At 57.1% G+C, this 21,454-nt stretch carries 16 protein-coding genes; 9 read left to right on the forward strand and 7 right to left on the reverse strand.

The window, feature by feature from the left end; genetic code table 11:
• The first annotated feature begins 235 nt into the window (after positions 1-235).
• The gene (locus tag AC2TE5_RS07245) at positions 236-1,894 is read left to right on the forward strand and encodes an ATP-dependent endonuclease (RefSeq protein ID WP_121425730.1); all 1,659 of its coding nucleotides are present in this window, start codon (positions 236-238) and stop codon (positions 1,892-1,894) included.
• On the opposite strand, the gene AC2TE5_RS07250 is transcribed toward AC2TE5_RS07245, so the two are convergent.
• On the reverse strand, positions 1,891-2,847 hold the full coding sequence (locus AC2TE5_RS07250) for a VirK/YbjX family protein (protein ID WP_213328388.1): 957 nt from the start codon (positions 2,845-2,847) through the stop codon (positions 1,891-1,893). The two genes, AC2TE5_RS07245 and AC2TE5_RS07250, sit on opposite strands and share 4 nt — an antisense overlap.
• 159 nt (positions 2,848-3,006) lie before the next feature.
• Between AC2TE5_RS07250 and macA the strand changes: the two genes are divergently transcribed.
• Together macA and macB are read left to right on the forward strand one after the other, a co-directional pair.
• The gene (gene macA / locus AC2TE5_RS07255; RefSeq protein WP_213328387.1) at positions 3,007-4,122 is read left to right on the forward strand and encodes a macrolide transporter subunit MacA; all 1,116 of its coding nucleotides are present in this window, start codon (positions 3,007-3,009) and stop codon (positions 4,120-4,122) included.
• Positions 4,119-6,059, forward strand: coding sequence for a macrolide ABC transporter ATP-binding protein/permease MacB (gene macB, locus AC2TE5_RS07260; protein WP_484612926.1), 1,941 nt, complete (start codon positions 4,119-4,121; stop codon positions 6,057-6,059). The genes macA and macB overlap by 4 nt, the downstream gene beginning before the upstream one ends.
• Before the next feature lie 70 nt (positions 6,060-6,129).
• Here the strand turns inward: macB and cspD are convergent, their stop codons facing one another.
• On the reverse strand, positions 6,130-6,351 hold the full coding sequence (gene cspD, locus AC2TE5_RS07265) for a cold shock-like protein CspD (RefSeq protein ID WP_063144440.1): 222 nt from the start codon (positions 6,349-6,351) through the stop codon (positions 6,130-6,132).
• Between the two features lie 267 nt (positions 6,352-6,618).
• On the opposite strand from cspD, the gene clpS reads away from it, so the two are divergent.
• The 3 genes from clpS (at position 6,619) to AC2TE5_RS07280 (ending at position 9,947) form a co-directional block, all read left to right on the forward strand.
• Positions 6,619-6,939 carry an ATP-dependent Clp protease adapter ClpS gene (gene clpS / locus AC2TE5_RS07270; protein WP_006174393.1) on the forward strand — a complete coding sequence of 107 codons (321 nt, stop codon included), beginning with the start codon at positions 6,619-6,621 and terminating at the stop codon, positions 6,937-6,939.
• A 27-nt stretch (positions 6,940-6,966) separates the two neighbouring features.
• Positions 6,967-9,246: an ATP-dependent Clp protease ATP-binding subunit ClpA gene (gene clpA, locus AC2TE5_RS07275; protein WP_023335109.1), complete on the forward strand. Its 2,280-nt coding sequence runs from the start codon at positions 6,967-6,969 to the stop codon at positions 9,244-9,246.
• 251 nt (positions 9,247-9,497) lie between these two features.
• Entirely contained in the window at positions 9,498-9,947 is a 450-nt protein-coding gene (locus AC2TE5_RS07280) for a hypothetical protein (protein WP_213328386.1), read from the forward strand.
• A 71-nt stretch (positions 9,948-10,018) separates the two neighbouring features.
• Here the strand turns inward: AC2TE5_RS07280 and infA are convergent, their stop codons facing one another.
• The 5 genes from infA to trxB form a co-directional block, all read right to left on the reverse strand.
• On the reverse strand, positions 10,019-10,237 hold the full coding sequence (gene infA, locus AC2TE5_RS07285; protein ID WP_002211347.1) for a translation initiation factor IF-1: 219 nt from the start codon (positions 10,235-10,237) through the stop codon (positions 10,019-10,021).
• Positions 10,238-10,521: 284 nt separating this feature from the next.
• Positions 10,522-11,226 carry a leucyl/phenylalanyl-tRNA--protein transferase gene (gene aat / locus AC2TE5_RS07290; RefSeq protein ID WP_213328385.1) on the reverse strand — a complete coding sequence of 235 codons (705 nt, stop codon included), beginning with the start codon at positions 11,224-11,226 and terminating at the stop codon, positions 10,522-10,524.
• A 45-nt stretch (positions 11,227-11,271) separates the two neighbouring features.
• Positions 11,272-12,993 carry a heme ABC transporter ATP-binding protein/permease CydC gene (gene cydC / locus AC2TE5_RS07295; RefSeq protein ID WP_484612927.1) on the reverse strand — a complete coding sequence of 574 codons (1,722 nt, stop codon included), beginning with the start codon at positions 12,991-12,993 and terminating at the stop codon, positions 11,272-11,274.
• Positions 12,993-14,759 (reverse strand): heme ABC transporter permease/ATP-binding protein CydD, encoded by a 1,767-nt coding sequence (gene cydD, locus AC2TE5_RS07300; protein ID WP_484612928.1) that lies wholly within the window; start codon positions 14,757-14,759, stop codon positions 12,993-12,995. Before cydD ends, cydC begins: the two co-directional genes overlap by 1 nt.
• Before the next feature lie 114 nt (positions 14,760-14,873).
• Positions 14,874-15,842 (reverse strand): thioredoxin-disulfide reductase, encoded by a 969-nt coding sequence (gene trxB / locus AC2TE5_RS07305; protein ID WP_023616696.1) that lies wholly within the window; start codon positions 15,840-15,842, stop codon positions 14,874-14,876.
• A 544-nt stretch (positions 15,843-16,386) separates the two neighbouring features.
• On the opposite strand from trxB, the gene lrp reads away from it, so the two are divergent.
• From lrp to lolA, 3 genes are all read left to right on the forward strand, one after another.
• A complete protein-coding gene (lrp, locus tag AC2TE5_RS07310; protein ID WP_002439523.1) occupies positions 16,387-16,881 on the forward strand; it encodes a leucine-responsive transcriptional regulator Lrp in 495 nt (164 codons plus the stop codon).
• A 135-nt stretch (positions 16,882-17,016) separates the two neighbouring features.
• On the forward strand, positions 17,017-20,706 hold the full coding sequence (locus AC2TE5_RS07315) for a DNA translocase FtsK 4TM domain-containing protein (RefSeq protein ID WP_484612929.1): 3,690 nt from the start codon (positions 17,017-17,019) through the stop codon (positions 20,704-20,706).
• Positions 20,707-20,834: 128 nt separating this feature from the next.
• Positions 20,835-21,449, forward strand: coding sequence for an outer membrane lipoprotein periplasmic chaperone LolA (lolA, locus tag AC2TE5_RS07320; RefSeq protein ID WP_023310983.1), 615 nt, complete (start codon positions 20,835-20,837; stop codon positions 21,447-21,449).
• Positions 21,450-21,454: the final 5 nt, after the last annotated feature.

A 21,454-nucleotide genomic window follows, 5' to 3' on the forward strand; every position in this document is an offset into this window, starting at 1 on the left:
AAGGGATGACGACTCAAAGAGCCTCTATTCTAAAAAATAACAACACCCCTTCGCCACTTAAATAAATTCTGTTGGTTTGATTTTGGGCAATGCGATGTCAATCCTTGTTCAAATCAGCGGTAAATAGAGCATAGACCAATTCTCGCAAGGGTGAATGTTGTGCTGTCGTGACAGAACGCCTCCCGCTATACTGCTGATAACTTGAAGGAAAAAGTGATCATTTGTCGGGGGATTTATGCTTCTCGAACGTGTGGAAATTGTCGGGTTTCGCGGTATTAACCGTCTGTCGCTGCAGCTGGAGCAGAACAACGTCCTGATCGGCGAGAACGCGTGGGGTAAGTCCAGCCTGCTGGATGCATTGACGCTACTGCTTTCGCCCGAAGACGATCTGTATCACTTCGTCCGCGACGATTTCTGGTTCCCGCCCGGCGACGTGACGGGGCGCGAGAAGCACCTGCATATCATCCTGACGTTCCGCGAATCCGAGCCCGGACGGCATCGCGTGCGTCGCTTCCGCCCGCTGTCACCCTGCTGGGTGCCGTGCGATGACGGTTTCCACCGGATTTTCTATCGGCTGGAAGGGGAGATGGCGGAGAACGAGGGGGTACTCACCCTGCGTGATTTTCTCGATGAGAAAGCCAACCCGATCCCGCTGGACAATATCGACGATCTGGCCCGTCACCTGATCCGCCTGACGCCGGTGTTACGCCTGCGCGATGCGCGCTTTATGCGGCGTATTCGTAACGGGACCGTACCGAATATGCCGGAAGTGGAGGTCACCGCCCGCGAGCTGGATTTTCTGGCAAGAGAGCTGGTGTCGCGTCCGCAGAATCTGACTGATGGTCAAATCCGTCAGGGGTTGTCCGCAATGGTGCAACTCCTGGAACACTATTTTTCCGAGCAGGGAACCTCGGCGTCGCGCCATCGTCTGATGCGCCGCCGCTCTCATGATGAGCAGCGAAGCTGGCGATACCTCGACATCATTAACCGGATGATCGACCGGCCCGGCGGTCGTACCCATCGGGTGATTTTGCTGGGGCTGTTTTCAACGCTTCTGCAGGCCAAAGGCACCGTTCGTCTTGATCGGGACGCCCGGCCGCTGCTGCTGGTGGAAGACCCGGAAACGCGCCTGCATCCCATCATGCTCTCAGTTGCATGGCATCTGCTGAATCTGCTGCCGCTCCAGCGCATTACGACCACCAATTCCGGGGAGCTATTATCGCTGACGCCGGTAGAACACGTCTGTCGCCTGGTGCGTGAATCCTCCCGCGTCTCCGCTTTCCGCCTTGGGCCGGGCGGTTTGAACGCGGAAGACGGACGGCGCATCGCGTTTCATATTCGCTTTAACCGCGCGTCGTCGCTCTTTGCCCGCTGCTGGCTGCTGGTGGAGGGGGAGACGGAAACCTGGGTCATCAACGAGCTGGCGCGCCAGTGCGGCCACCATTTTGATGCGGAAGGCATTAAGGTGATTGAATTCGCCCAGTCGGGATTAAAGCCGCTGATAAAATTTGCCCGCCGGATGGGGATCGAGTGGCACGTGCTGGTAGACGGTGATGAGGCGGGTAAAAAATATGCCTCGACCGTGCGGAGCCTGCTGAATAACGAGCGAGAGGAAGAGCGCGACCATTTAACCATGCTCCCTGCGATGGACATGGAACACTTTATGTATCGTCAGGGGTTCGACGACGTCTTCCACCGCATTGCCATGGTGCCGGTCGATGTCCCGATGAACATGCGGCGCGTGATCGCCAAAGCCATTCATCGTTCGTCAAAACCGGATTTAGCCATTGAAGTGGCGACGGAAGCGGGGAGGCGGGGCGTGGAGGCGGTACCGACCCTGCTGCGGAAGATGTTCTCCCGCGTGCTGTGGCTGGCACGCGGGAAAGCGGATTAGCGTTGGGTCGCCTGTTTCACCTGCTGAATCAGGCTATCCAGCAGCTCGTAGCGGCGGCGATATTCGGAGCGTTTTTTGCTGGCGATCTCTTCCATCGGTTTACGCGGCATGACGAGCGGCAGCATAAAGTTACCGTTATCCTGCTTTTCACCGCCGATGGAGAGCCAGAAACTGTCGTAATCGGCCAACAGTTTGCCCTCTTTTTTCTTGCGGTAGCGCCAGCTGCGATAAATATGGGTATCGTTACTGACGGCGACAATCTGCTCTACCGGGAACGCGGCGCCAAGCGTCATTGCGGCCTCGACCAGCAGGCGTTTCGGGAACAGACCGTGGCAGGCTTTCGTCGCCCCCTGGATCAGCTCATGGGGAACATGCGCTTTTGCGCCCTGCAAACCGCCAATGAACAGCGTCTGTTTTCCCTCAAACGGGCATAGCGTAAAGGTCATCTCCGCCAGCGCCGTATTTTGACCGTCACAGAAAACGAGGGTAGCTTCTCCCTCTTTATCCATAAACGCGTCGGCACACAGGCGAACGGTAAATTGCTGTTCATCTTTTCCGGTTAAGGTCAGCAGAGTCACGCCCTGCTCTGAAAGGTAACCATGAGCCAGCGTCGCCGGCAGCTGACGACACATGATCTGATAGTGCCAGGACAGCGATTCCAGCGCACGCTGTCGATCCATATTGACCGTCAACCACGGACGATGAAGGCGGCAGGGCAGCCCCGGCTGAACCTGGAGCATTTGCATCAGGTGAGGATTTTTTGCAAGCTCGGACAGCAGACGCGCGGTGCTGAGCGGTGTCGCCAGTGAACGCAGCATGAACTTACGTCGGTAGGCGGTTTTTTCCCATGCCAGCCCGGGTGCGATCTCACCGAAAGCCAGGTTTTTGAAGAGCTGCCAGCCGGATTTTGGCTGCGGCAGGTTTGAAAGTGATGTATCGACGATAGAAGACATGGTAGATCCTGATCCTTTTGGAATATCGCTATTTCAACAGGAGAAATGTCAACATCTCGTAAACAAATTAGGACGATTTCGGATAACAGGGCTTTCGTTGAAGAGTCGTTTAGTTAGAATCAACACTTATCATTGCCAGAACATTTATTTGGAATATTTATGAACCTCAAGGGAAAACGCAGAACGCTGTTTCTGCTGCTGGCGGTCGTGGTTTTAGCCGGTGGGTACTGGCTATGGCAGGTGCTGAATGCGCCGGTGCCACAGTATCAGACGCTGATTGTTCGCCCGGGCGAACTGCAGCAAAACGTCCTCGCGACGGGCAAGCTTGACGCGCTGCGCAAGGTTGACGTCGGCGCTCAGGTCAGCGGCCAGCTGAAAACGCTGTCGGTTGAGATTGGCGACAAGGTGAAAAAAGGCCAGCTGCTCGGCGTTATCGATCCTGAGCAGGCTGAGAACCAGATCCGCGAGGTGGAAGCCACGCTGATGGAGCTGCGCGCGCAGCGTGCGCAGGCGCTGGCAGAACGTAACCTGGCCCAGGTAACGCTGACCCGTCAGCAGGCGCTGGCCAAAACCCAGGCTATTTCGAAACAAGATCTCGATACTGCCACCACTGAACTGGCGGTGAAACAGGCGCAGATTGGCACGATTGACGCGCAGATCAAACGCAATCAGGCCTCGCTGGATACGGCAAAAACCAACCTCGACTACACCAAAATCGTCGCGCCGATGGCGGGCGAAGTGACCCAGATCACCACGCTGCAGGGCCAGACGGTGATTGCCGCGCAGCAGGCGCCAAACATTCTGACGCTGGCGGACATGAGCACCATGCTGGTTAAAGCCCAGGTCTCCGAGGCGGATGTGATCCATCTTAAGCCGGGGCAGAACGCCTGGTTTACGGTGCTGGGCGACCCGCAGACGCGCTACGAAGGCGTGCTGAAAGACATTCTGCCGACGCCGGAAAAAGTGAACGACGCTATTTTCTACTATGCCCGCTTTGAGGTGCCAAACCCGCAGGGCGTGCTGCGTCTGGATATGACCGCGCAGGTGCATATCCAGCTGACCGGCGTGAAGAACGTGCTGACCATTCCGCTCTCTGCGCTCGGCGAATCCGCCGGGGAGAGCCGTTATAAAGTGAAAGTGCTGCGCAACGGCGAAACGCGCGAGCGCGAGGTCGCGATCGGCGCGCGCAACGACACCGACGTGGTGGTGGTGAAAGGGCTGGAAGAGGGCGAGGAGGTTGTTGTCAGCGAAAGCCTGCCCGGAGCCGCCAAATGACGGCGCTGCTTGAGCTGAATAACATTCGTCGTAGCTATCCGTCCGGCGACGGCCCGGTGGAGGTGCTGAAGGGCATCTCCCTGCGCGTGGAGGCGGGCGAGATGGTGGCCATTGTTGGGGCATCGGGTTCCGGTAAATCGACGCTGATGAACATTCTCGGCTGCCTGGATAAACCGACCAGCGGTACCTATCGCGTAGCCGGGACGGATGTCTCCACGCTGGACGGCGACACGCTGGCGAAGCTGCGCCGGGAACATTTCGGCTTTATCTTCCAGCGTTACCATCTGCTTTCTCACCTGAATGCGGCGCAGAACGTGGAAGTGCCCGCGGTGTATGCGGGCGTCGAGCGTAAAAAGCGCCTTGAGCGCGCGAAGATGCTGCTGACGCGTCTGGGGCTGGCGGAGCGGGTGGAGTACCAGCCCTCGCAGCTGTCCGGCGGCCAGCAGCAGCGCGTGAGTATTGCCCGCGCCCTGATGAACGGCGGGCAGGTGATCCTCGCGGATGAACCGACCGGCGCGCTCGACAGCCATTCCGGCGAAGAGGTGATGGCGATCCTCCATCAGCTTCGCGATCAGGGGCACACGGTGATTATCGTTACCCACGATCCGCAGGTGGCGGCGCAGGCGGAACGCATTATTGAGATCCACGACGGCGAGCTGGTCAGCAATCCGCCGCCGCGTGAGTCCAGGGCCGCGGCGCCGAAAGAAGTACTACCGGCATCAACCGGCTGGGGACAGTTCTCCAGCGGCTTTCGTGAAGCGCTGACCATGGCCTGGCTGGCGATGGCGGCCAACAAAATGCGTACCCTGTTGACGATGCTTGGCATCATTATCGGTATCGCCTCGGTGGTGTCGATTGTGGTGGTGGGCGACGCGGCCAAGCAGCTGGTGCTGGCAGATATTCGCGCCATTGGCACCAACACCATTGACGTCTATCCCGGCAAAGACTTTGGCGACGACGAGCCGCAGTATCAGCAGGCGCTGAAGTATGACGATCTGGCGGCGATTCAGAAGCAGCCGTGGGTGAACTCCGCCACGCCTGCGGTTTCGCAGAACCTGCGTCTGCGCGTGGGCAACGTTGACGTGGCCGCCAGCGCTAACGGCGTGAGCGGAGACTATTTCAACGTTTACGGCATGACCTTCAGCGAAGGCGCTACCTTCAACGCCGAGCAGCTGGCGGGCAGGGCGCAGGTGGTGGTGCTGGACGCGAACTCGCGCAGGCAGCTTTTCCCCAATAAAGCCAGCGTGGTGGGCGAAGTGATTCTGGTCGGCAACATGCCTGCCACGGTCATCGGCGTGGCGGAAGAGAAGCAGTCGATGTTCGGCAGCAGCAAGATCCTGCGCGTCTGGCTGCCCTATACCACCATCTCAGGGCGGATTATGGGGCAGTCCTGGCTCAACTCCATCACCGTGCGCGTGAAGGAGGGCTACGACAGCGCGCTCGCCGAACAGCAGCTTGAGCGGCTGTTAACCCTGCGCCACGGGAAGAAAGATTTCTTCACCTGGAATATGGACGGCCTCTTGAAAACGGCGGAAAAGACCACACGTACTCTTCAGCTGTTCCTCACGCTGGTGGCGGTGATCTCGCTGGTCGTCGGCGGCATCGGGGTGATGAATATCATGCTGGTGTCGGTAACCGAGCGCACCCGGGAGATCGGCATCCGCATGGCGGTCGGGGCCAGGGCCAGCGACGTGCTGCAGCAGTTTTTGATTGAAGCGGTACTGGTGTGTCTGGTCGGCGGGGCGATGGGCATTGCGCTCTCGATGATGATCGCCTTTGCGCTCCAGCTCTTTTTACCCGGGTGGGAGATTGGCTTCTCGCCGGTTGCCATTATTACCGCATTTTTGTGTTCGACCTTTACCGGCATTTTGTTTGGCTGGCTGCCCGCCCGCAACGCGGCGCGGCTGGATCCGGTGGACGCGCTGGCTCGGGAATAACCCGAAAATAAAAATGCCAGCCGATCGGGCTGGCATTTTGACTGCGGGATGTACACAATAAAACAGAGAGCTATGCAACCGTCTCTGCTTCAAGGGGTACGATTAGGCTTGCATGATTGCCTTTTGGACCCTGATGTACATCGAACCGGACGGACTGCCCGGCTTTGAGCGTTCTGTAACCATCCATCTGAATGGTGGAATAGTGAGCGAAGATATCCTCGCCGCCGCCTTCGGGGCAGATGAAGCCAAACCCTTTGGCGTTGTTGAACCACTTAACAGTACCCATTTCCATGCTTCGACATCCTTCGTAAATCTTATAAGTTAAGATGGAATGAACCGGTGGTGGAGTGGGGGCTGTTCAAAACCTCGCCAACTCACGCTTGTACAATTTAGAGAAACGAAAGAAGTCGTCAAGCGTTTGGCGCTGGAGATGGGACAATAATCAACCAAAGTTTGAAGCAGTTAACGCTATTGCAACAGTTTGTGACAGACATCGCGGATGACAGTAATAGATGATTGTTATCTAACATCTGAGGTAGATTCAAAGTGGTTATGCATAATGGGTAAGACCAACGATTGGCTGGATTTTGACCAGCTGGCGGAAGATAAAGTGCGCGACGCGCTAAAACCGCCATCTATGTATAAAGTTATGTTAATGAACGATGATTACACGCCGATGGAATTTGTTATTGACGTGCTACAAAAGTTCTTTTCTTATGATGTAGAACGTGCAACGCAACTGATGCTTACCGTTCATTATCGAGGCAAAGCTATCTGCGGCATCTTCACAGCCGAAGTGGCGGAAACCAAAGTGGCGATGGTGAACGACTATGCGAGGGAGAACGAGCATCCGTTGCTGTGTACGCTGGAAAAGGCCTGATAAGGCATAAAATTGGGGGAGGTGCCTATGCTCAATCAAGAACTGGAACTCAGTTTAAACATGGCTTTCGCCAGAGCGCGTGAGCACCGACATGAGTTTATGACCGTCGAGCATTTACTGCTCGCACTGCTTAGCAACCCATCTGCCCGCGAAGCGCTGGAAGCCTGCTCCGTGGATCTGGTGGCGCTACGTCAGGAACTCGAAGCCTTCATCGAACAAACCACACCGGTGCTGCCAGCCAGTGAAGAAGAGCGCGACACGCAGCCGACGCTCAGCTTCCAGCGCGTGCTGCAGCGCGCGGTATTCCACGTCCAGTCTTCCGGACGTAGCGAAGTGACTGGCGCAAACGTCTTAGTCGCCATCTTCAGCGAGCAGGAGTCACAGGCTGCCTACCTGCTGCGCAAACACGAAGTCAGCCGCCTCGACGTGGTTAACTTTATTTCTCACGGAACGCGCAAAGACGAGCCTAACCAGGCATCGGATTCCAGCAATCAGGTCAATAACAATGAAGAGCAAGCAGGCGGGGAGGATCGTATGGAAAACTTCACCACCAATCTCAACCAGCTTGCTCGCGTTGGCGGTATCGACCCGCTGATTGGTCGCGATAAAGAGCTGGAGCGCGCGATCCAGGTGCTGTGCCGTCGCCGCAAGAACAACCCGCTGCTGGTGGGTGAGTCAGGCGTGGGTAAAACCGCGATTGCCGAAGGTCTTGCCTGGCGCATTGTGCAGGGCGACGTGCCGGAAGTGATTGCCGACTGCACCATCTACTCGCTGGATATCGGCTCATTGCTGGCGGGCACCAAATACCGCGGCGATTTTGAAAAACGCTTCAAGGCGCTGTTAAAACAGCTGGAGCAGGACACCAACAGCATCCTGTTTATCGATGAGATCCACACCATCATCGGCGCAGGAGCGGCCTCCGGTGGCCAGGTGGATGCCGCGAACCTGATCAAACCGCTGCTCTCCAGCGGCAAGATCCGCGTGATTGGCTCCACGACCTACCAGGAGTTCAGTAACATCTTTGAGAAAGACCGTGCGCTGGCGCGCCGCTTCCAGAAAATCGACGTGACCGAGCCGTCCGTCGAGGAAACGGTGCAGATCATCAACGGCCTGAAGCCGAAGTACGAAGCGCACCACGACGTGCGTTACACCGCGAAAGCGGTCCGTGCGGCGGTGGAGCTGGCGGTGAAATACATCAACGACCGTCACCTGCCGGATAAGGCGATTGACGTGATTGACGAGGCAGGGGCGCGTGCGCGTCTGATGCCGGCCAGCAAGCGTAAGAAAACCGTTAACGTGGCGGATATCGAGTCCGTGGTGGCCCGTATCGCGCGTATCCCTGAGAAGAGCGTTTCTCAGAGCGACCGCGACACGCTGCGGACCCTCGGCAATCGCCTGAAAATGCTGGTCTTTGGTCAGGATAAAGCCATTGAGGCCTTAACCGAGGCGATCAAGATGGCCCGCGCCGGGTTGGGGCATGACCACAAGCCTGTCGGTTCCTTCCTGTTCGCTGGCCCGACCGGCGTGGGGAAAACCGAGGTGACGGTTCAGCTCTCCAAAGCGCTGGGCATTGAGCTGCTGCGCTTTGATATGTCCGAGTATATGGAGCGTCATACCGTCAGCCGTTTGATTGGTGCGCCTCCGGGCTACGTGGGCTTTGACCAGGGCGGCCTGCTCACCGACGCGGTGATCAAGCATCCGCACGCGGTCCTGCTGCTCGATGAAATCGAGAAAGCGCACCCGGACGTGTTCAATATCCTGCTGCAGGTGATGGACAACGGGACGCTGACCGACAACAACGGGCGCAAGGCGGACTTCCGCAACGTGGTGCTGGTGATGACCACCAACGCCGGTGTGCGTGAAACCGAGCGTAAATCCATCGGCCTGATCCACCAGGATAACAGCACCGATGCGATGGAGGAGATCAAGAAGATCTTCACGCCGGAGTTCCGTAACCGTCTGGACAACATTATCTGGTTCGATCACCTCTCTACCGACGTGATCCATCAGGTAGTGGACAAGTTTATCGTCGAACTGCAGGTTCAGCTGGATCAGAAAGGCGTGTCGCTGGAAGTGAGCCAGGAGGCCCGCAACTGGCTGGCCGAGAAAGGCTATGACCGTGCGATGGGTGCCCGTCCGATGGCGCGCGTGATTCAGGACAACCTGAAGAAACCGCTGGCGAACGAGCTGCTGTTTGGCTCGCTGGTGGACGGCGGCCAGGTGACCGTGGCGCTGGACCAGGCGAAGAACGAACTGACGTACGATTTCCAGAGTGCGGCGAAGCACAAGCCGGAAGCGGCTCACTGAGTTGTAAGGTAAAAGCAAAACGGCAACTTCGGTTGCCGTTTTTTTTGTTTTCTCCCTCTCCCTGTGGGAGAGGATTGGGGTGAGGGCAACAGACCGCAGAGGAATTTTGCGAGGCGCTTTCCAGTTTCTTTCGAAGTCAGTTGCTGGATAAATCCACAGTAATAAAATGGCGGCGCACCTGCAAAATCAGGTGCCGGGATTGGCGTCCTGAAAGTGTGCACAAACAATCTTACGTGCATAAAGGATCACATATGACTGATATTAATAATTTCGCCCAACTTTACAGCGAACTCTCCCTCAACCCCGATCTCCCAACCCTGGCCGAGCGCTGCAAACTGCTCACCGAAATCCTCCTCGACTGCAAATCACTCCCGCAAACGCAGCCCGTTTGCCGCTGTCTCGGAACTTACCTGGAAGAGGTGAAAACTGGCCTTACAGAATCAATGCGTGATTTTCAGGTGGTGGAATTTGAGGATGAAGCGGAACAGCCGCGACAAAAAGAGTGGTTGCTTGAAGATACAGAAACGAAATGCGACTACTGCCGGGCGTTAAACCATGTGCTGCTGGTGTCGCATTTTGACCGCGATATGTTGCCGCACCTTACGGGATTACTCCATGACATGGCTCATTCTATGGCGGGGGATTTAATCGCTCCTGTCCAACCATGGATGACAATACATCTTCCGATGCAGCAACACTAAAGCCATAAATAAAAAAGGCCGGGATTATCCCGACCTTTTAAATATTCATCTGCCATTACAGGCGAAAACAATTAGCGACTACGGAAGACAATGCGGCCTTTGCTCAGGTCGTACGGGGTCAGTTCAACAGTCACTTTGTCGCCCGTTAAAATGCGGATGTAGTTTTTGCGCATTTTACCGGAGATGTGCGCAGTTACCACGTGACCGTTTTCCAGCTCTACGCGAAACATGGTATTAGGCAACGTATCAAGTACGGTACCCTGCATTTCAATATTGTCTTCTTTGGCCATCTAATCCTCTGGGGTATCACTACCAAGTTTTGAACCGGCAAGATAATGCCGAAATTCATCAATTAAGTAAAGAATTGCGCGATTAAAACGCAGCAAAACAGTTTCGGCGCATTGCCCAAGCGTCACGGTACAACCGAACAGGAAGCGCATTCGTAAAGGGGAGACGACAGGATAAACGTCAGGACGTTATCTGAAGCGAGGGTCCCAAACGGCGGCGGGGCAACAGGCAGAAGCTACTCTGCGGCATAATTATAACACCCTCACAAAAAATATGCGGAAAACATTTAGGCATTGGGCATAAAGAGCGTTCTCGGTATCCAGAAGTCGCGCGGGAGCTTCTCCTGACGGCTGGCGTCCAGCTGTTCGATGTACTGGCGTCGCGGAATTTCAACGGCACCCAGGGAGGCGGTATGCTCGTTGAGTACCTGACAATCGATCAGGCGTCCGCCGCGCTGGGCAAACGCCTCGCAGAAGACCAGCAGCGCGGTTTTCGAGGCGTTAACCGCACGAGAGAACATCGACTCGCCGCAAAACAGCGTCCCCTGCGCCACGCCGTACATGCCGCCGACAAGCGCTCCGCCTTCCCACACCTCGATGGAGTGGGCGTAGCCAAGCTCATGGAGCTGGTGGTAGGCGGTAATGATATCGCGGGTTATCCATGTCCCTTCATAGCGGTCTTCGGCACAGCCTTCAATGACCTGACCAAAGGCGTGGTTGAGGGTGACGCGGTACGGTGATTTCGCATGGAAACGCTTCATGCTGCGGCTCACGTGAAACTGCGCTGGCCACATCACGGCACGCGGATCGGGGGACCACCATAAAATCGGATCGCCTGGGGAAAACCAGGGGAAGATACCGCGCTGGTACGCCATTAACAGTCGAGCGGGACTGAGGTCACCGCCAAGGGCCAGCAGCCCGTTGGGCTCACGCAGCGCCCCTTCCGGAGAAGGGAACGCGATGTTATGACGAGAAAGCTGGACCAGGCGCATGACAGCAAAACTCCAGTACGCGAGTGAGGACGCTACAAATATAGTCTACAGACGCTGTTTAAACTGGTAGTAGCGACCCTGTTTTGCCAACAGTTCTGTGTGATTACCTTGCTCAATAATGTGCCCGTTGTCCATCACAATTATCCGATCAAAGCTCGCCAGTCCGCGCAGGCGGTGCGTAACCATCAGCACGGTTTTGCCGGTCATAACATTCGCCAGTAAATCAAGGATTTGGCTCTCTGTCGTGGCGTCCAGCCCTTCGGTGGGCTCGTCGAGCAGCATCAGCGGCGCATCGTGCAGCAGCGCGCGCGCAATGGCCAGACGGCGCAGCTCGCCGCCGGAGAGCTGACGGCCACCTTCGCCAAGCCAGTTGTTTAATCCCTCGTCCTCAAGCAGCTTTTGCAGTCCGACCTGCTCCAGTACGGCGCGAAGCGCATCATCAGAGGCCTCTGGCGCGGCCAGCAGCAGGTTATCGCGCAGCGTGGCGCTAAACAGATGCACGCGCTGTGGAACCACGCTCACGGTCTTGCGCAGGGCCTGCTCGCTGAAATCAGTCAGCAACGTATTATTAAAACGAATCTGACCGCGCTGCGGATCCCAGGCGCGGGTCAGCAACTGCAGCAGCGTCGATTTACCGCAGCCGGTACGGCCGAGGATCGCAATCCGCTGTCCTGCCTTAACAGAAAGGTTGATACCGTCCAGCGCGTTCTGCGCCTGCTTGTCGTAGGCGAAGGTGACATCTTCAAGCGTTAGCGCAACCTGCTCTGGTACCGCAGTTTGCCCGGCACTGAACGTGACTTCAGGCTCCTGTTCGGCAATCTGGGTGATGCGCAGGGCAGAGGCGATGACCTGACCCAGATGCTGGAAGGCGCCCGTCACCGGGGCCAGCGCTTCAAACGCCGCCAGCGCGCAGAAGACGAAAAGGGCAATAAGAGGACCCGGCTGTGAATTTCCCCCGACATCGCCGGAGGCCAGCCACAGCATGGCAATCACCGCCACGCCGCCGATTAACATCATCAGCGCCTGAGAGAAGGCCGTCAGCTCCGACTGGCGGCGCTGGGCCTCATGCCAGTTCAGCTCCGTACTTTCCATCCGGGCACGGTAGCGCTTGCTGGCGCCAAAAATGGTCAGCTCTGCCTGCCCCTGAAGCCAGGAGGTTAGCTGCTGTCGGTAGTCCCCGCGCAGACGCGTCAGGTTTTCCCCGGTGGATTTTCCGGCACGGTAAAACAGCGGCGGCAGAATGATCAGCGTCAGCAGCATGATCCCGCCCAGCGTCAGCGCAACGGGAACATCCAGAACAGACAACCCCAGCGTGACCACCACAATCACCACAAACGCGCCCACGATTGGGGAGATCACGCGCAGGTACAGGTGATCCAGCGTGTCGACATCCGCAACGACACGGTTGAGTAGCTCACCCTGACGAAAACGCGCCAGCCCGGCAGGGGAGAGGGGCAGCAGCTTGCTGAAGGTGTAGATGCGCAGGTGCTGCAGCACGCGGAAAGTGGCGTCGTGGCTGACCAGCCGTTCGAAATAGCGTCCGGCAGTACGGGTGATGGCGGTACCGCGAACGCCGGCAGCAGGGAGCATATAGTTGAAGCTGTATAACCCGGCAACGCCCGCGACGGCCGAGGCCGACAGGAACCAGCCGGAAAGCGTGAGCAGGCCGATGCTGGCGAGCAGCGTGACAATCGCCAGCACAATCCCCAGCGTCAGCATCCATTTGTGGCGTTTATAGAGCGCAAGATAAGGCAGCAGAGCACGCATCAGATGTCCTCCTGACGGTTCGCCAGCAGGGCGGCAAACGGCCCCTGCGCGGCAACGAGAGAGGCGTAATCGCCTTGCTCAACAAGACGGCCGTTCTCCATGACCCAGATCTGGTCCCAGTCGGCAATGCCTTCCAGCTGATGGGTGACCATCAGGGTGGTTTGCTGCCGGGAGGCGGCGTTCAGGGCCTCCATTACGCGCTGTTCGCTGTGGGCATCCAGGCTGGCGGCAGGCTCATCCAGCAGCATCAGCTGACAAGGATTCAACAACGCGCGGGCAACCGCCACACGCTGCGCCTGTCCGACTGACAGCCCGGCGGACTGGTCGCCGACCACGGTATCTACTCCTTTCGGGAGCAGGGGCAGAAACTCGCTGACCCAGGCGCGGTCGAGAACCGATTGCAGTTCATCTTCACGCGCATCCGGGCGCGCCAGCAGGACGTTTTCACGCAGCGTAGAGGCTGGAAGCTGCGGGTTTTGGCCCACCCAGCTGAGCTGTTTGCGCCAGGCGTCAGGATCGAGGTTGCGCAGTTCGGTTTTGTTGATCCGCAGTGAACCCGTGTAGGCCATAAAGCCGGATAGCGCATTCAGCAGAGAACTTTTCCCGGAACCGCTGGTGCCGACGAGCACCACGCGTTGTCCGGCAGGCAGGGTAAAGTTCAGCGGACCCGCGAGCACTTTGCCTTCCGGGGACAGAATGGAAAAGTCCTGCGCTTCAATGGTCACGGGGTCTTTAGCATTCAGCGTTACGTCACCGCGCTCCGGGTGTGCCAGCGGCGTTTCCAGGAACGTTTTCAGGCTATCGGCTGCGCCAACCGCCTGCGCTTTGGCGTGATAGAAGGTCCCCAGATCGCGAAGCGGCTGGAAAAACTCCGGGGCCAGGATCAGCGCCAGGAACCCGGCAGAAAGGGTCACCGCCGTGCCGTAATGGCCGAAATCCAGCGCGCCAAGGTAGGAGAAGCCAAAGTAGACCGCCACGAGGGCAATCGACAGTGAGGTAAAGAATTCCAGTACCCCGGAAGACAAGAAGGCGAGGCGTAACACTTCCATGGTGCGCTGACGGAAGTCCTGCGATGCCTGGCGAATGTTTTCGGTTTCCGCTTCACCGCGGCCAAAAATGCGTAACGTCTCCATGCCGCGCAGACGGTCGAGGAAATGGCCGCTCAGGCGACCCAATGCCAGGAAGTTACGGCGGTTGGCATCCGCTGCCCCCATGCCGACCAGCGCCATAAACAGCGGGATCAGCGGGGCGGTGCCCATCAGAATCAGCGCAGCCATCCAGTTCACCGGGAAGATGGCGATCACGATCAGCAGCGGAACGAAGACGGCAAGGGCCATCTGCGGCAGATAGCGCGCATAGTAGTCGTGCATATCGTCAATCTGCTCAAGGATCAGCGTCGCCCAGCTACCGGCCGGTTTACCCTGGATCCACGCGGGCCCGGCTTCCTGAAGGCGATCGAGCACCTGACGGCGGATCTCGTAGCGGATGTGCTGTCCGGCGTGAAAACCGACGCGCTCACGCAGCCACACCACCCAGGCGCGCAGGATAAAAATCAGGATCAGAACAATAAAGGGCAGCAGGAGTGCCTCGCGCGGGATGTTCTCCATGATCATGTGATTAAGAATGCGGGCCAGCAGCCATGCCTGGGCAACAATCAACAGACCGCTAACGAACCCCAGGAGACGGGAAATCGTAAGCCAGCGGCGGGAAATAACGCTTTGCTGTTTCAGCCAGCGTGTTAACTCTTGTTGACGGGTTTTTTCCATTGCGTACTTTGCAGGTGACGTTATTAGAAATTGGGCAGCGCAATGTTACAACGGGGAGACAATAAAGGCGACTTATCGCCGCCTTTATTTACGTTTGTTACTGACTTGTAAAGATTATTTACCTTGTTCAGCCAGTCCATCGAGGTAGCGTTCAGCGTCCAGCGCGGCCATACAGCCGGTGCCCGCAGAGGTAATCGCCTGACGATAAATGTGGTCCATCACGTCACCAGCCGCGAACACGCCCGGGATGCTGGTCTGGGTCGCGTTACCGTGAATGCCGGACTGCACTTTGATGTAGCCGTTTTCCAGCTCCAGCTGACCGTCGAAGATCGCGGTGTTCGGGCTGTGACCGATCGCCACAAACAGACCCGCCACTTCAAGCGTTTCGACGTTATCGGTGTTCTGGGTATCGCGGATACGCAGACCGGCAACGCCCATCTGGTCGCCCGTCACCTCTTCGAGGGTACGGTTGGTGTGCAGGACGATGTTGCCGCTTGCCACTTTATCCATCAGACGTTTGATCAGGATTTTCTCCGCGCGGAATGTTTCGCGACGGTGGATCAGGTGCACTTCAGAGGCAATGTTCGCCAGGTAGAGCGCTTCTTCCACTGCGGTGTTGCCGCCGCCGATGACCGCGACTTTCTGGTTGCGGTAGAAGAAACCGTCACAGGTTGCGCAGGCAGAGACGCCGCGGCCTTTGAACGCTTCTTCGGATGGCAGACCGAGGTAACGGGCAGAGGCACCGGTGGCGACGATCAGCGCGTCACAGGTGTATTCGCCGCTGTCGCCCGTCAGGCGGAACGGACGGTTCTGCAGATCGACTTTATTGATGTGGTCGAACAGAATTTCGGTTTCGAATTTCGCGGCATGCTCGTGCATACGTTCCATCAGCAGCGGCCCGGTCAGGTCGTTCGGGTCCCCTGGCCAGTTTTCCACTTCGGTGGTGGTGGTCAGCTGACCGCCTTTTTCCATACCGGTAATGAGTACCGGGTGCAGGTTAGCGCGTGCAGCATAGACCGCTGCGGTATATCCCGCAGGTCCAGAACCAAGGATTAGCAGCTTACTGTGTTTGGCCGTGCCCATGAGATCCCCATTGTTGTTGGCAGACATTTGGCTGGATTGTAGGGAATTTGTTGTCGTAAAAAAAGAGCGCAGCAATTTTGATATCAATCTGTGTAATAGCCACGGACGATGAATGAGGCGCTATAACATCACGCTTTCTCCTGAAAATCGCTCGTTTGTAAGGCAATAAAATGAGGATTAATACCCTGCCGTAATGAATATCCGGCATGTTGTACTAAAAAACGATGTTTTGCTTTGACAATCCCCTGCGCTTTTGCGAAAACATTCAAGGAAGAAAAAAAACCGCGTTAACCGTATGCCGCATAGGCATGCACGTAAATGCCATTTTTACCGGGTCAGTGAAATCTACGCATGGCGTGGACAGACGCCATACGTGATGTCGGTGACTGCCTTCGGGCAACGGTCTTCTTACCAACAGAACCCGAATCCGCATCGCGTCTAATACATAATCAGGCGATGTGATGACTAACGGGTACAGGCTCTGAACAGTGATGTGCACAGGGTCCAGGCAGGAGTAGGGAAGGAATACAGAGAGACAATAATAATGGTAGATAGCAAGAAGCGCCCTGGCAAAGATCTCGACCGTATCGATCGTAACATTCTTAATGAATTGCAAAAGGATGGGCGTATTTCCAACGTCGAGCTTTCAAAACGTGTGGGACTTTCCCCGACGCCGTGCCTTGAGCGTGTGCGCCGACTGGAAAGACAGGGTTTTATTCAGGGCTATACGGCTCTGCTGAACCCGCATTATCTGGATGCCTCACTTCTGGTATTTGTTGAGATTACTCTGAATCGTGGTGCGCCGGATGTGTTTGAGCAATTTAACTCCGCTGTACAAAAACTTGAAGAAATTCAAGAGTGTCACCTGGTATCCGGTGATTTCGACTACCTGTTGAAAACCCGTGTGCCTGATATGTCCGCCTACCGTAAGCTGCTGGGGGAAACCCTGCTGCGTCTGCCGGGCGTGAACGACACCCGTACATATGTGGTGATGGAAGAGGTCAAACAGAGCAATCGTCTGGTTATTAAGACGCGCTAACACGGAACAGGTGCAAAATCAGCGTAGTTTGATTACACTCCTGTTAATCCATACAGCAACAGTGCCGGGGAGTCCCGGCGCTGTTGTCCGTTTTAGCAAACAGGCAGGATATGCCTGATACCTGGAGAGCCTTTCTTGAGCCAGGAATACACTGAAGACAAAGAAGTCACACTATCGAAGCTAAGCAGCGGACGTCGTCTCCTCGAGGCTTTGCTGATTGTTATTGCCCTTTTTGCCGTCTGGCTGATGGCAGCCTTACTCAGTTTCAACCCCTCAGATCCCAGCTGGTCACAAACTGCATGGCATGAGCCTATCCATAATTTAGGCGGTGTTCCCGGTGCCTGGCTTGCGGACACGCTGTTTTTCATTTTCGGTGTGATGGCCTACACCCTTCCCGTCATTATCATTGGCGGATGCTGGTTTGCGTGGCGTCATCGTCAGAACGATGATTACATCGACTATTTCGCCGTGTCGCTGCGCCTGATTGGCGCGCTGGCGCTGATCCTCACCTCGTGCGGGCTGGCAGCGATAAATGCGGATGATATCTGGTACTTCGCCTCGGGCGGGGTGATTGGCAGCTTACTCAGTTCTGCGCTACAGCCGATGCTGCACAGCAGCGGCGGCACGCTGGCGCTGCTCTGCATCTGGGCGGCCGGGCTGACGTTGTTCACCGGCTGGTCCTGGGTGAGCATTGCCGAGAAAATTGGCAGTTTTATCCTCACCATTCTGACCTTCGCCAGCAACCGTACCCGCCGCGACGATACGTGGGTTGATGAAGACGAGTACGAAGATGAAGAGGAAGATGACGCGCCTGTGCAGCGTCGCGAGTCTCGTCGAGCGCGTATTCTGCGCGGCGCGCTGGCGCGTCGCCAGCGTGTTGCTGAGAAATTTGCCAACCCGCTGGGCCGTAAAACCGATGCGGCGCTCTTCTCCGGTAAACGCATGGATGAAGACGAGCAGGTGGCGTATCGCGCGGCGGGTGTCGCCGTCGATCCTGACGATGTGCTCTTCTCCGGCAGCCGGGCCACGCCGGGTGACTTCGACGAATACGATCCGCTGTTAAATGGCCACTCGGTTACCGAGCCGGTTGCAGCCGCCGCCGCCGCGACGACCGCTGCGCAGGCGTATGCCGCACCTGTCGACGCCGTGATGCCATCCGCGCCGGTTTCGCCGCCGGAATCCGTTATTCAGCAGCCTCAGGTTGACTGGCAGACAGCGCCTGGCGTTCACACGCCGGAGCCCGTTATCGCGCCTGAACCTGAAAGCTACATTCCTGTACAGCAGGAGCAGTGGCAGCAGCCGTATCAGCCGCCGCAGCCTGCGTATGAACCGCAAGATTACCCGCACTATGAACAGCCTGTGGCCCAACCTTATCAGGAGTATGTGCCTGAACCGGTTGAACCTGCGCAGCCTTATGTTGAGCCGCAGCCTGAACCGGAAATCGTGGAAGAGGTAAAACCCTCTCGTCCACCTATGTACTATTTTGAAGAAGTTGAAGAGCGTCGTGCGCGTGAACGCGAGCAGCTGGCGGCCTGGTACCAGCCTGTGCCTGAACCGGTCCAGGAGCCGGTGACGAAAGCGCCTGCTGTTTCGGTTCCACCGATCGACCCGATGCCAGCAGCTGCACCCGTAGCGGAAAGCGTGAAGCAGGCTACCGTGGCCGCTGCCGTAGCGGCACCAGTCTTTAGTCTGGCAACAGGGGGCGCGCCACGTCCTCAGGTGAAGGAGGGGATTGGTCCGCAACTGCCTCGCCCTAACCGCGTTCGCGTTCCAACCCGCCGTGAGCTTGCCTCTTATGGTATCAAGCTGCCTTCCCAGCGTATGGCCGAAGAGAAAGCGCGCGAGCCTGAGTACGAAGATGACGCCGATGAAATGCAGCAGGACGAGCTGGCCCGCCAGTTCGCTGCGCAGCAGAATCAGCGCTACGGTGAAGAATACCAGCACGATGAACCGGTGCTGGAAGACGAAGAGGACGCGGCTGAAGCAGAACTGGCGCGCCAGTTTGCCGCCACCCAGCAGCAGCGCTATTCCGGTGAACAACCGGCTGGTGCAAATCCGTTCTCGCTGTCAGATTTTGAATTCTCTCCGATGAAGGATCTGGTGGATGATGGCCCGAGCGAGCCTTTATTTACCCCGAGCGTGATGCCGGAAGCAGAGCCTGTGCGCCAGCAGCCAGCGCCGCAGGCCTACGCGCAGCCGCATCAGCCTGTTCAGCAAGCGTATGCGCAACCGCAGCAGCCACCACAGCCGCCGCAGTTCCAGCAGCCTGCGCCTCAGCCGCAGGAGAGCCTGATTCACCCACTGTTGATGCGTAACGGTGACAGCCGTCCGCTGCAGCGTCCAAGCACGCCGCTGCCATCTCTGGATCTGTTAACGCCGCCGCCGTCAGAAGTGGAGCCGGTCGATACCTTCGCGCTTGAACAAATGGCGCGTCTGGTGGAAGCCCGTCTGGCTGACTTCCGCATTAAGGCGGACGTGGTGAACTACTCGCCGGGTCCTGTTATCACCCGTTTTGAACTGAACCTGGCACCAGGCGTTAAAGCCGCGCGTATTTCGAACCTGTCCCGTGACCTGGCGCGTTCTCTGTCGACCGTGGCGGTACGTGTGGTGGAAGTGATTCCGGGCAAGCCTTACGTTGGCCTTGAGCTGCCGAACAAGAAACGTCAGACCGTCTACCTGCGTGAAGTTCTGGATAACACCAAGTTCCGCGATAACCCATCCCCGCTGACCGTGGTGCTGGGTAAAGATATTGCGGGCGATCCGGTGGTGGCTGATCTCGCGAAAATGCCTCACCTGCTGGTCGCGGGTACTACCGGCTCCGGTAAGTCTGTCGGCGTGAACGCCATGATCCTCAGCATGCTTTATAAAGCGCAGCCGGAAGATGTGCGTTTCATCATGATCGACCCGAAAATGCTCGAACTGTCGGTCTACGAAGGCATCCCGCATCTGCTGACCGAAGTGGTCACCGACATGAAGGACGCCGCCAACGCCCTGCGCTGGAGCGTCAATGAGATGGAACGTCGCTACAAGCTGATGTCTGCGCTGGGCGTGCGTAACCTGGCCGGTTATAACGAGAAAATCGCCCAGGCGGTGCGTATGGGACGTCCGATCCCGGATCCTTACTGGAAGCCGGGTGACAGCATGGATGCCCAGCATCCGGTCCTGGAAAAGCTGCCTTATATCGTCGTGCTGGTCGATGAGTTCGCTGACCTGATGATGACCGTCGGTAAGAAAGTGGAAGAGCTGATTGCCCGTCTGGCGCAGAAAGCGCGTGCGGCCGGTATTCACCTTGTGCTGGCGACCCAGCGTCCTTCCGTGGACGTTATCACCGGTCTTATCAAAGCGAACATCCCGACGCGTATCGCCTTTACCGTATCCAGTAAAATTGACTCCCGTACCATTCTTGATCAGGGCGGCGCAGAGTCGCTGCTGGGTATGGGTGACATGCTCTATTCCGGCCCGAACTCCACCTCTCCGGTGCGTGTCCACGGTGCGTTCGTCCGCGATGAGGAAGTACACGCCGTCGTGCAGGACTGGAAAGCGCGCGGTCGTCCACAATATGTTGACGGCATCACCAGCGATACGGAAAGCGAAGGCGGCGGCGGTGGCTTCGACGGCGGCGAAGAGCTGGATCCGTTATTCGATCAGGCGGTTAACTTCGTTACCGAAAAACGCAAAGCGTCCATCTCTGGCGTGCAGCGCCAGTTCCGCATCGGCTATAACCGCGCAGCGCGTATCATCGAGCAGATGGAAGCGCAGGGCATTGTGAGCGAGCAGGGGCATAACGGTAACCGCGAGGTGCTGGCACCGCCGCCGTTTGATTAACCTTCAGCGATTGCAAAGAAGGGTAAATCAGCCAAAATTAAGCATTTTCTTCTGTCGCCTGCCTTCGGGCAGGTCCAGAATAGAAGACGGAAACCCCATATCGGGAAGACGTATTTTAAGGAATAACAATGAAAAAAATCGCCATCGCCTGTGCATTACTCACCAGTTTTGTCGCCAGCAGCGTCTGGGCTGATGCGGCCAGCGACCTTAAAAGCCGACTGGATAAAGTAAGCAGCTTCCACGCCAGCTTCACGCAAAAAGTGACTGACGGCAGCGGCAACGCGGTGCAGGAAGGCCAGGGAGATTTGTGGGTAAAACGTCCCAATCTGTTCAACTGGCACATGACCCAGCCGGATGAGAGCATCCTGGTGTCTGACGGCAAAACCTTATGGTTCTTCAACCCGTTCGTTGAGCAGGCAACGGCGACCTGGCTGAAAGATGCCACCAGCAATACGCCGTTTATGCTGATTGCCCGTAACCAGTCCAGCGACTGGCAGCAGTATAATATTAAACAGACGGGTGACGAGTTTGTCCTGACGCCGAAAGGCAGCAACGGCAACCTGAAGCAGTTCACCATTAACGTAAGCACCAACGGTACCATTAATCAGTTCGGCGCGGTTGAGCAGGACGATCAGCGCAGCAGCTACCAGCTTAAATCTCAGCAGAACGGCGCCGTTGATGCATCGAAATTCACCTTTACCCCGCCGCAGGGCGTAACGGTGGACGACCAACGCAATAAGTAAGAGGC

The sequence above is a fragment of the Enterobacter sp. N5-15 genome (genome assembly GCF_057221635.1).

Excerpts from the sequence above, each read along its gene's own strand:
- AC2TE5_RS07245 (WP_121425730.1), top strand. The coding sequence starts at position 236 with ATGCTTCTCGAACGTGTGGAAATTGTCGGGTTTCGCGGTATTAACCGT.
- AC2TE5_RS07250 (WP_213328388.1), bottom strand. The coding sequence starts at position 2,847 with ATGTCTTCTATCGTCGATACATCACTTTCAAACCTGCCGCAGCCAAAA.
- macA (WP_213328387.1), top strand. The coding sequence starts at position 3,007 with ATGAACCTCAAGGGAAAACGCAGAACGCTGTTTCTGCTGCTGGCGGTC.
- macB (WP_484612926.1), top strand. The coding sequence starts at position 4,119 with ATGACGGCGCTGCTTGAGCTGAATAACATTCGTCGTAGCTATCCGTCC.
- cspD (WP_063144440.1), bottom strand. The coding sequence starts at position 6,351 with ATGGAAATGGGTACTGTTAAGTGGTTCAACAACGCCAAAGGGTTTGGC.
- clpS (WP_006174393.1), top strand. The coding sequence starts at position 6,619 with ATGGGTAAGACCAACGATTGGCTGGATTTTGACCAGCTGGCGGAAGAT.
- clpA (WP_023335109.1), top strand. The coding sequence starts at position 6,967 with ATGCTCAATCAAGAACTGGAACTCAGTTTAAACATGGCTTTCGCCAGA.
- AC2TE5_RS07280 (WP_213328386.1), top strand. The coding sequence starts at position 9,498 with ATGACTGATATTAATAATTTCGCCCAACTTTACAGCGAACTCTCCCTC.
- infA (WP_002211347.1), bottom strand. The coding sequence starts at position 10,237 with ATGGCCAAAGAAGACAATATTGAAATGCAGGGTACCGTACTTGATACG.
- aat (WP_213328385.1), bottom strand. The coding sequence starts at position 11,226 with ATGCGCCTGGTCCAGCTTTCTCGTCATAACATCGCGTTCCCTTCTCCG.
- cydC (WP_484612927.1), bottom strand. The coding sequence starts at position 12,993 with ATGCGTGCTCTGCTGCCTTATCTTGCGCTCTATAAACGCCACAAATGG.
- cydD (WP_484612928.1), bottom strand. The coding sequence starts at position 14,759 with ATGGAAAAAACCCGTCAACAAGAGTTAACACGCTGGCTGAAACAGCAA.
- trxB (WP_023616696.1), bottom strand. The coding sequence starts at position 15,842 with ATGGGCACGGCCAAACACAGTAAGCTGCTAATCCTTGGTTCTGGACCT.
- lrp (WP_002439523.1), top strand. The coding sequence starts at position 16,387 with ATGGTAGATAGCAAGAAGCGCCCTGGCAAAGATCTCGACCGTATCGAT.
- lolA (WP_023310983.1), top strand. The coding sequence starts at position 20,835 with ATGAAAAAAATCGCCATCGCCTGTGCATTACTCACCAGTTTTGTCGCC.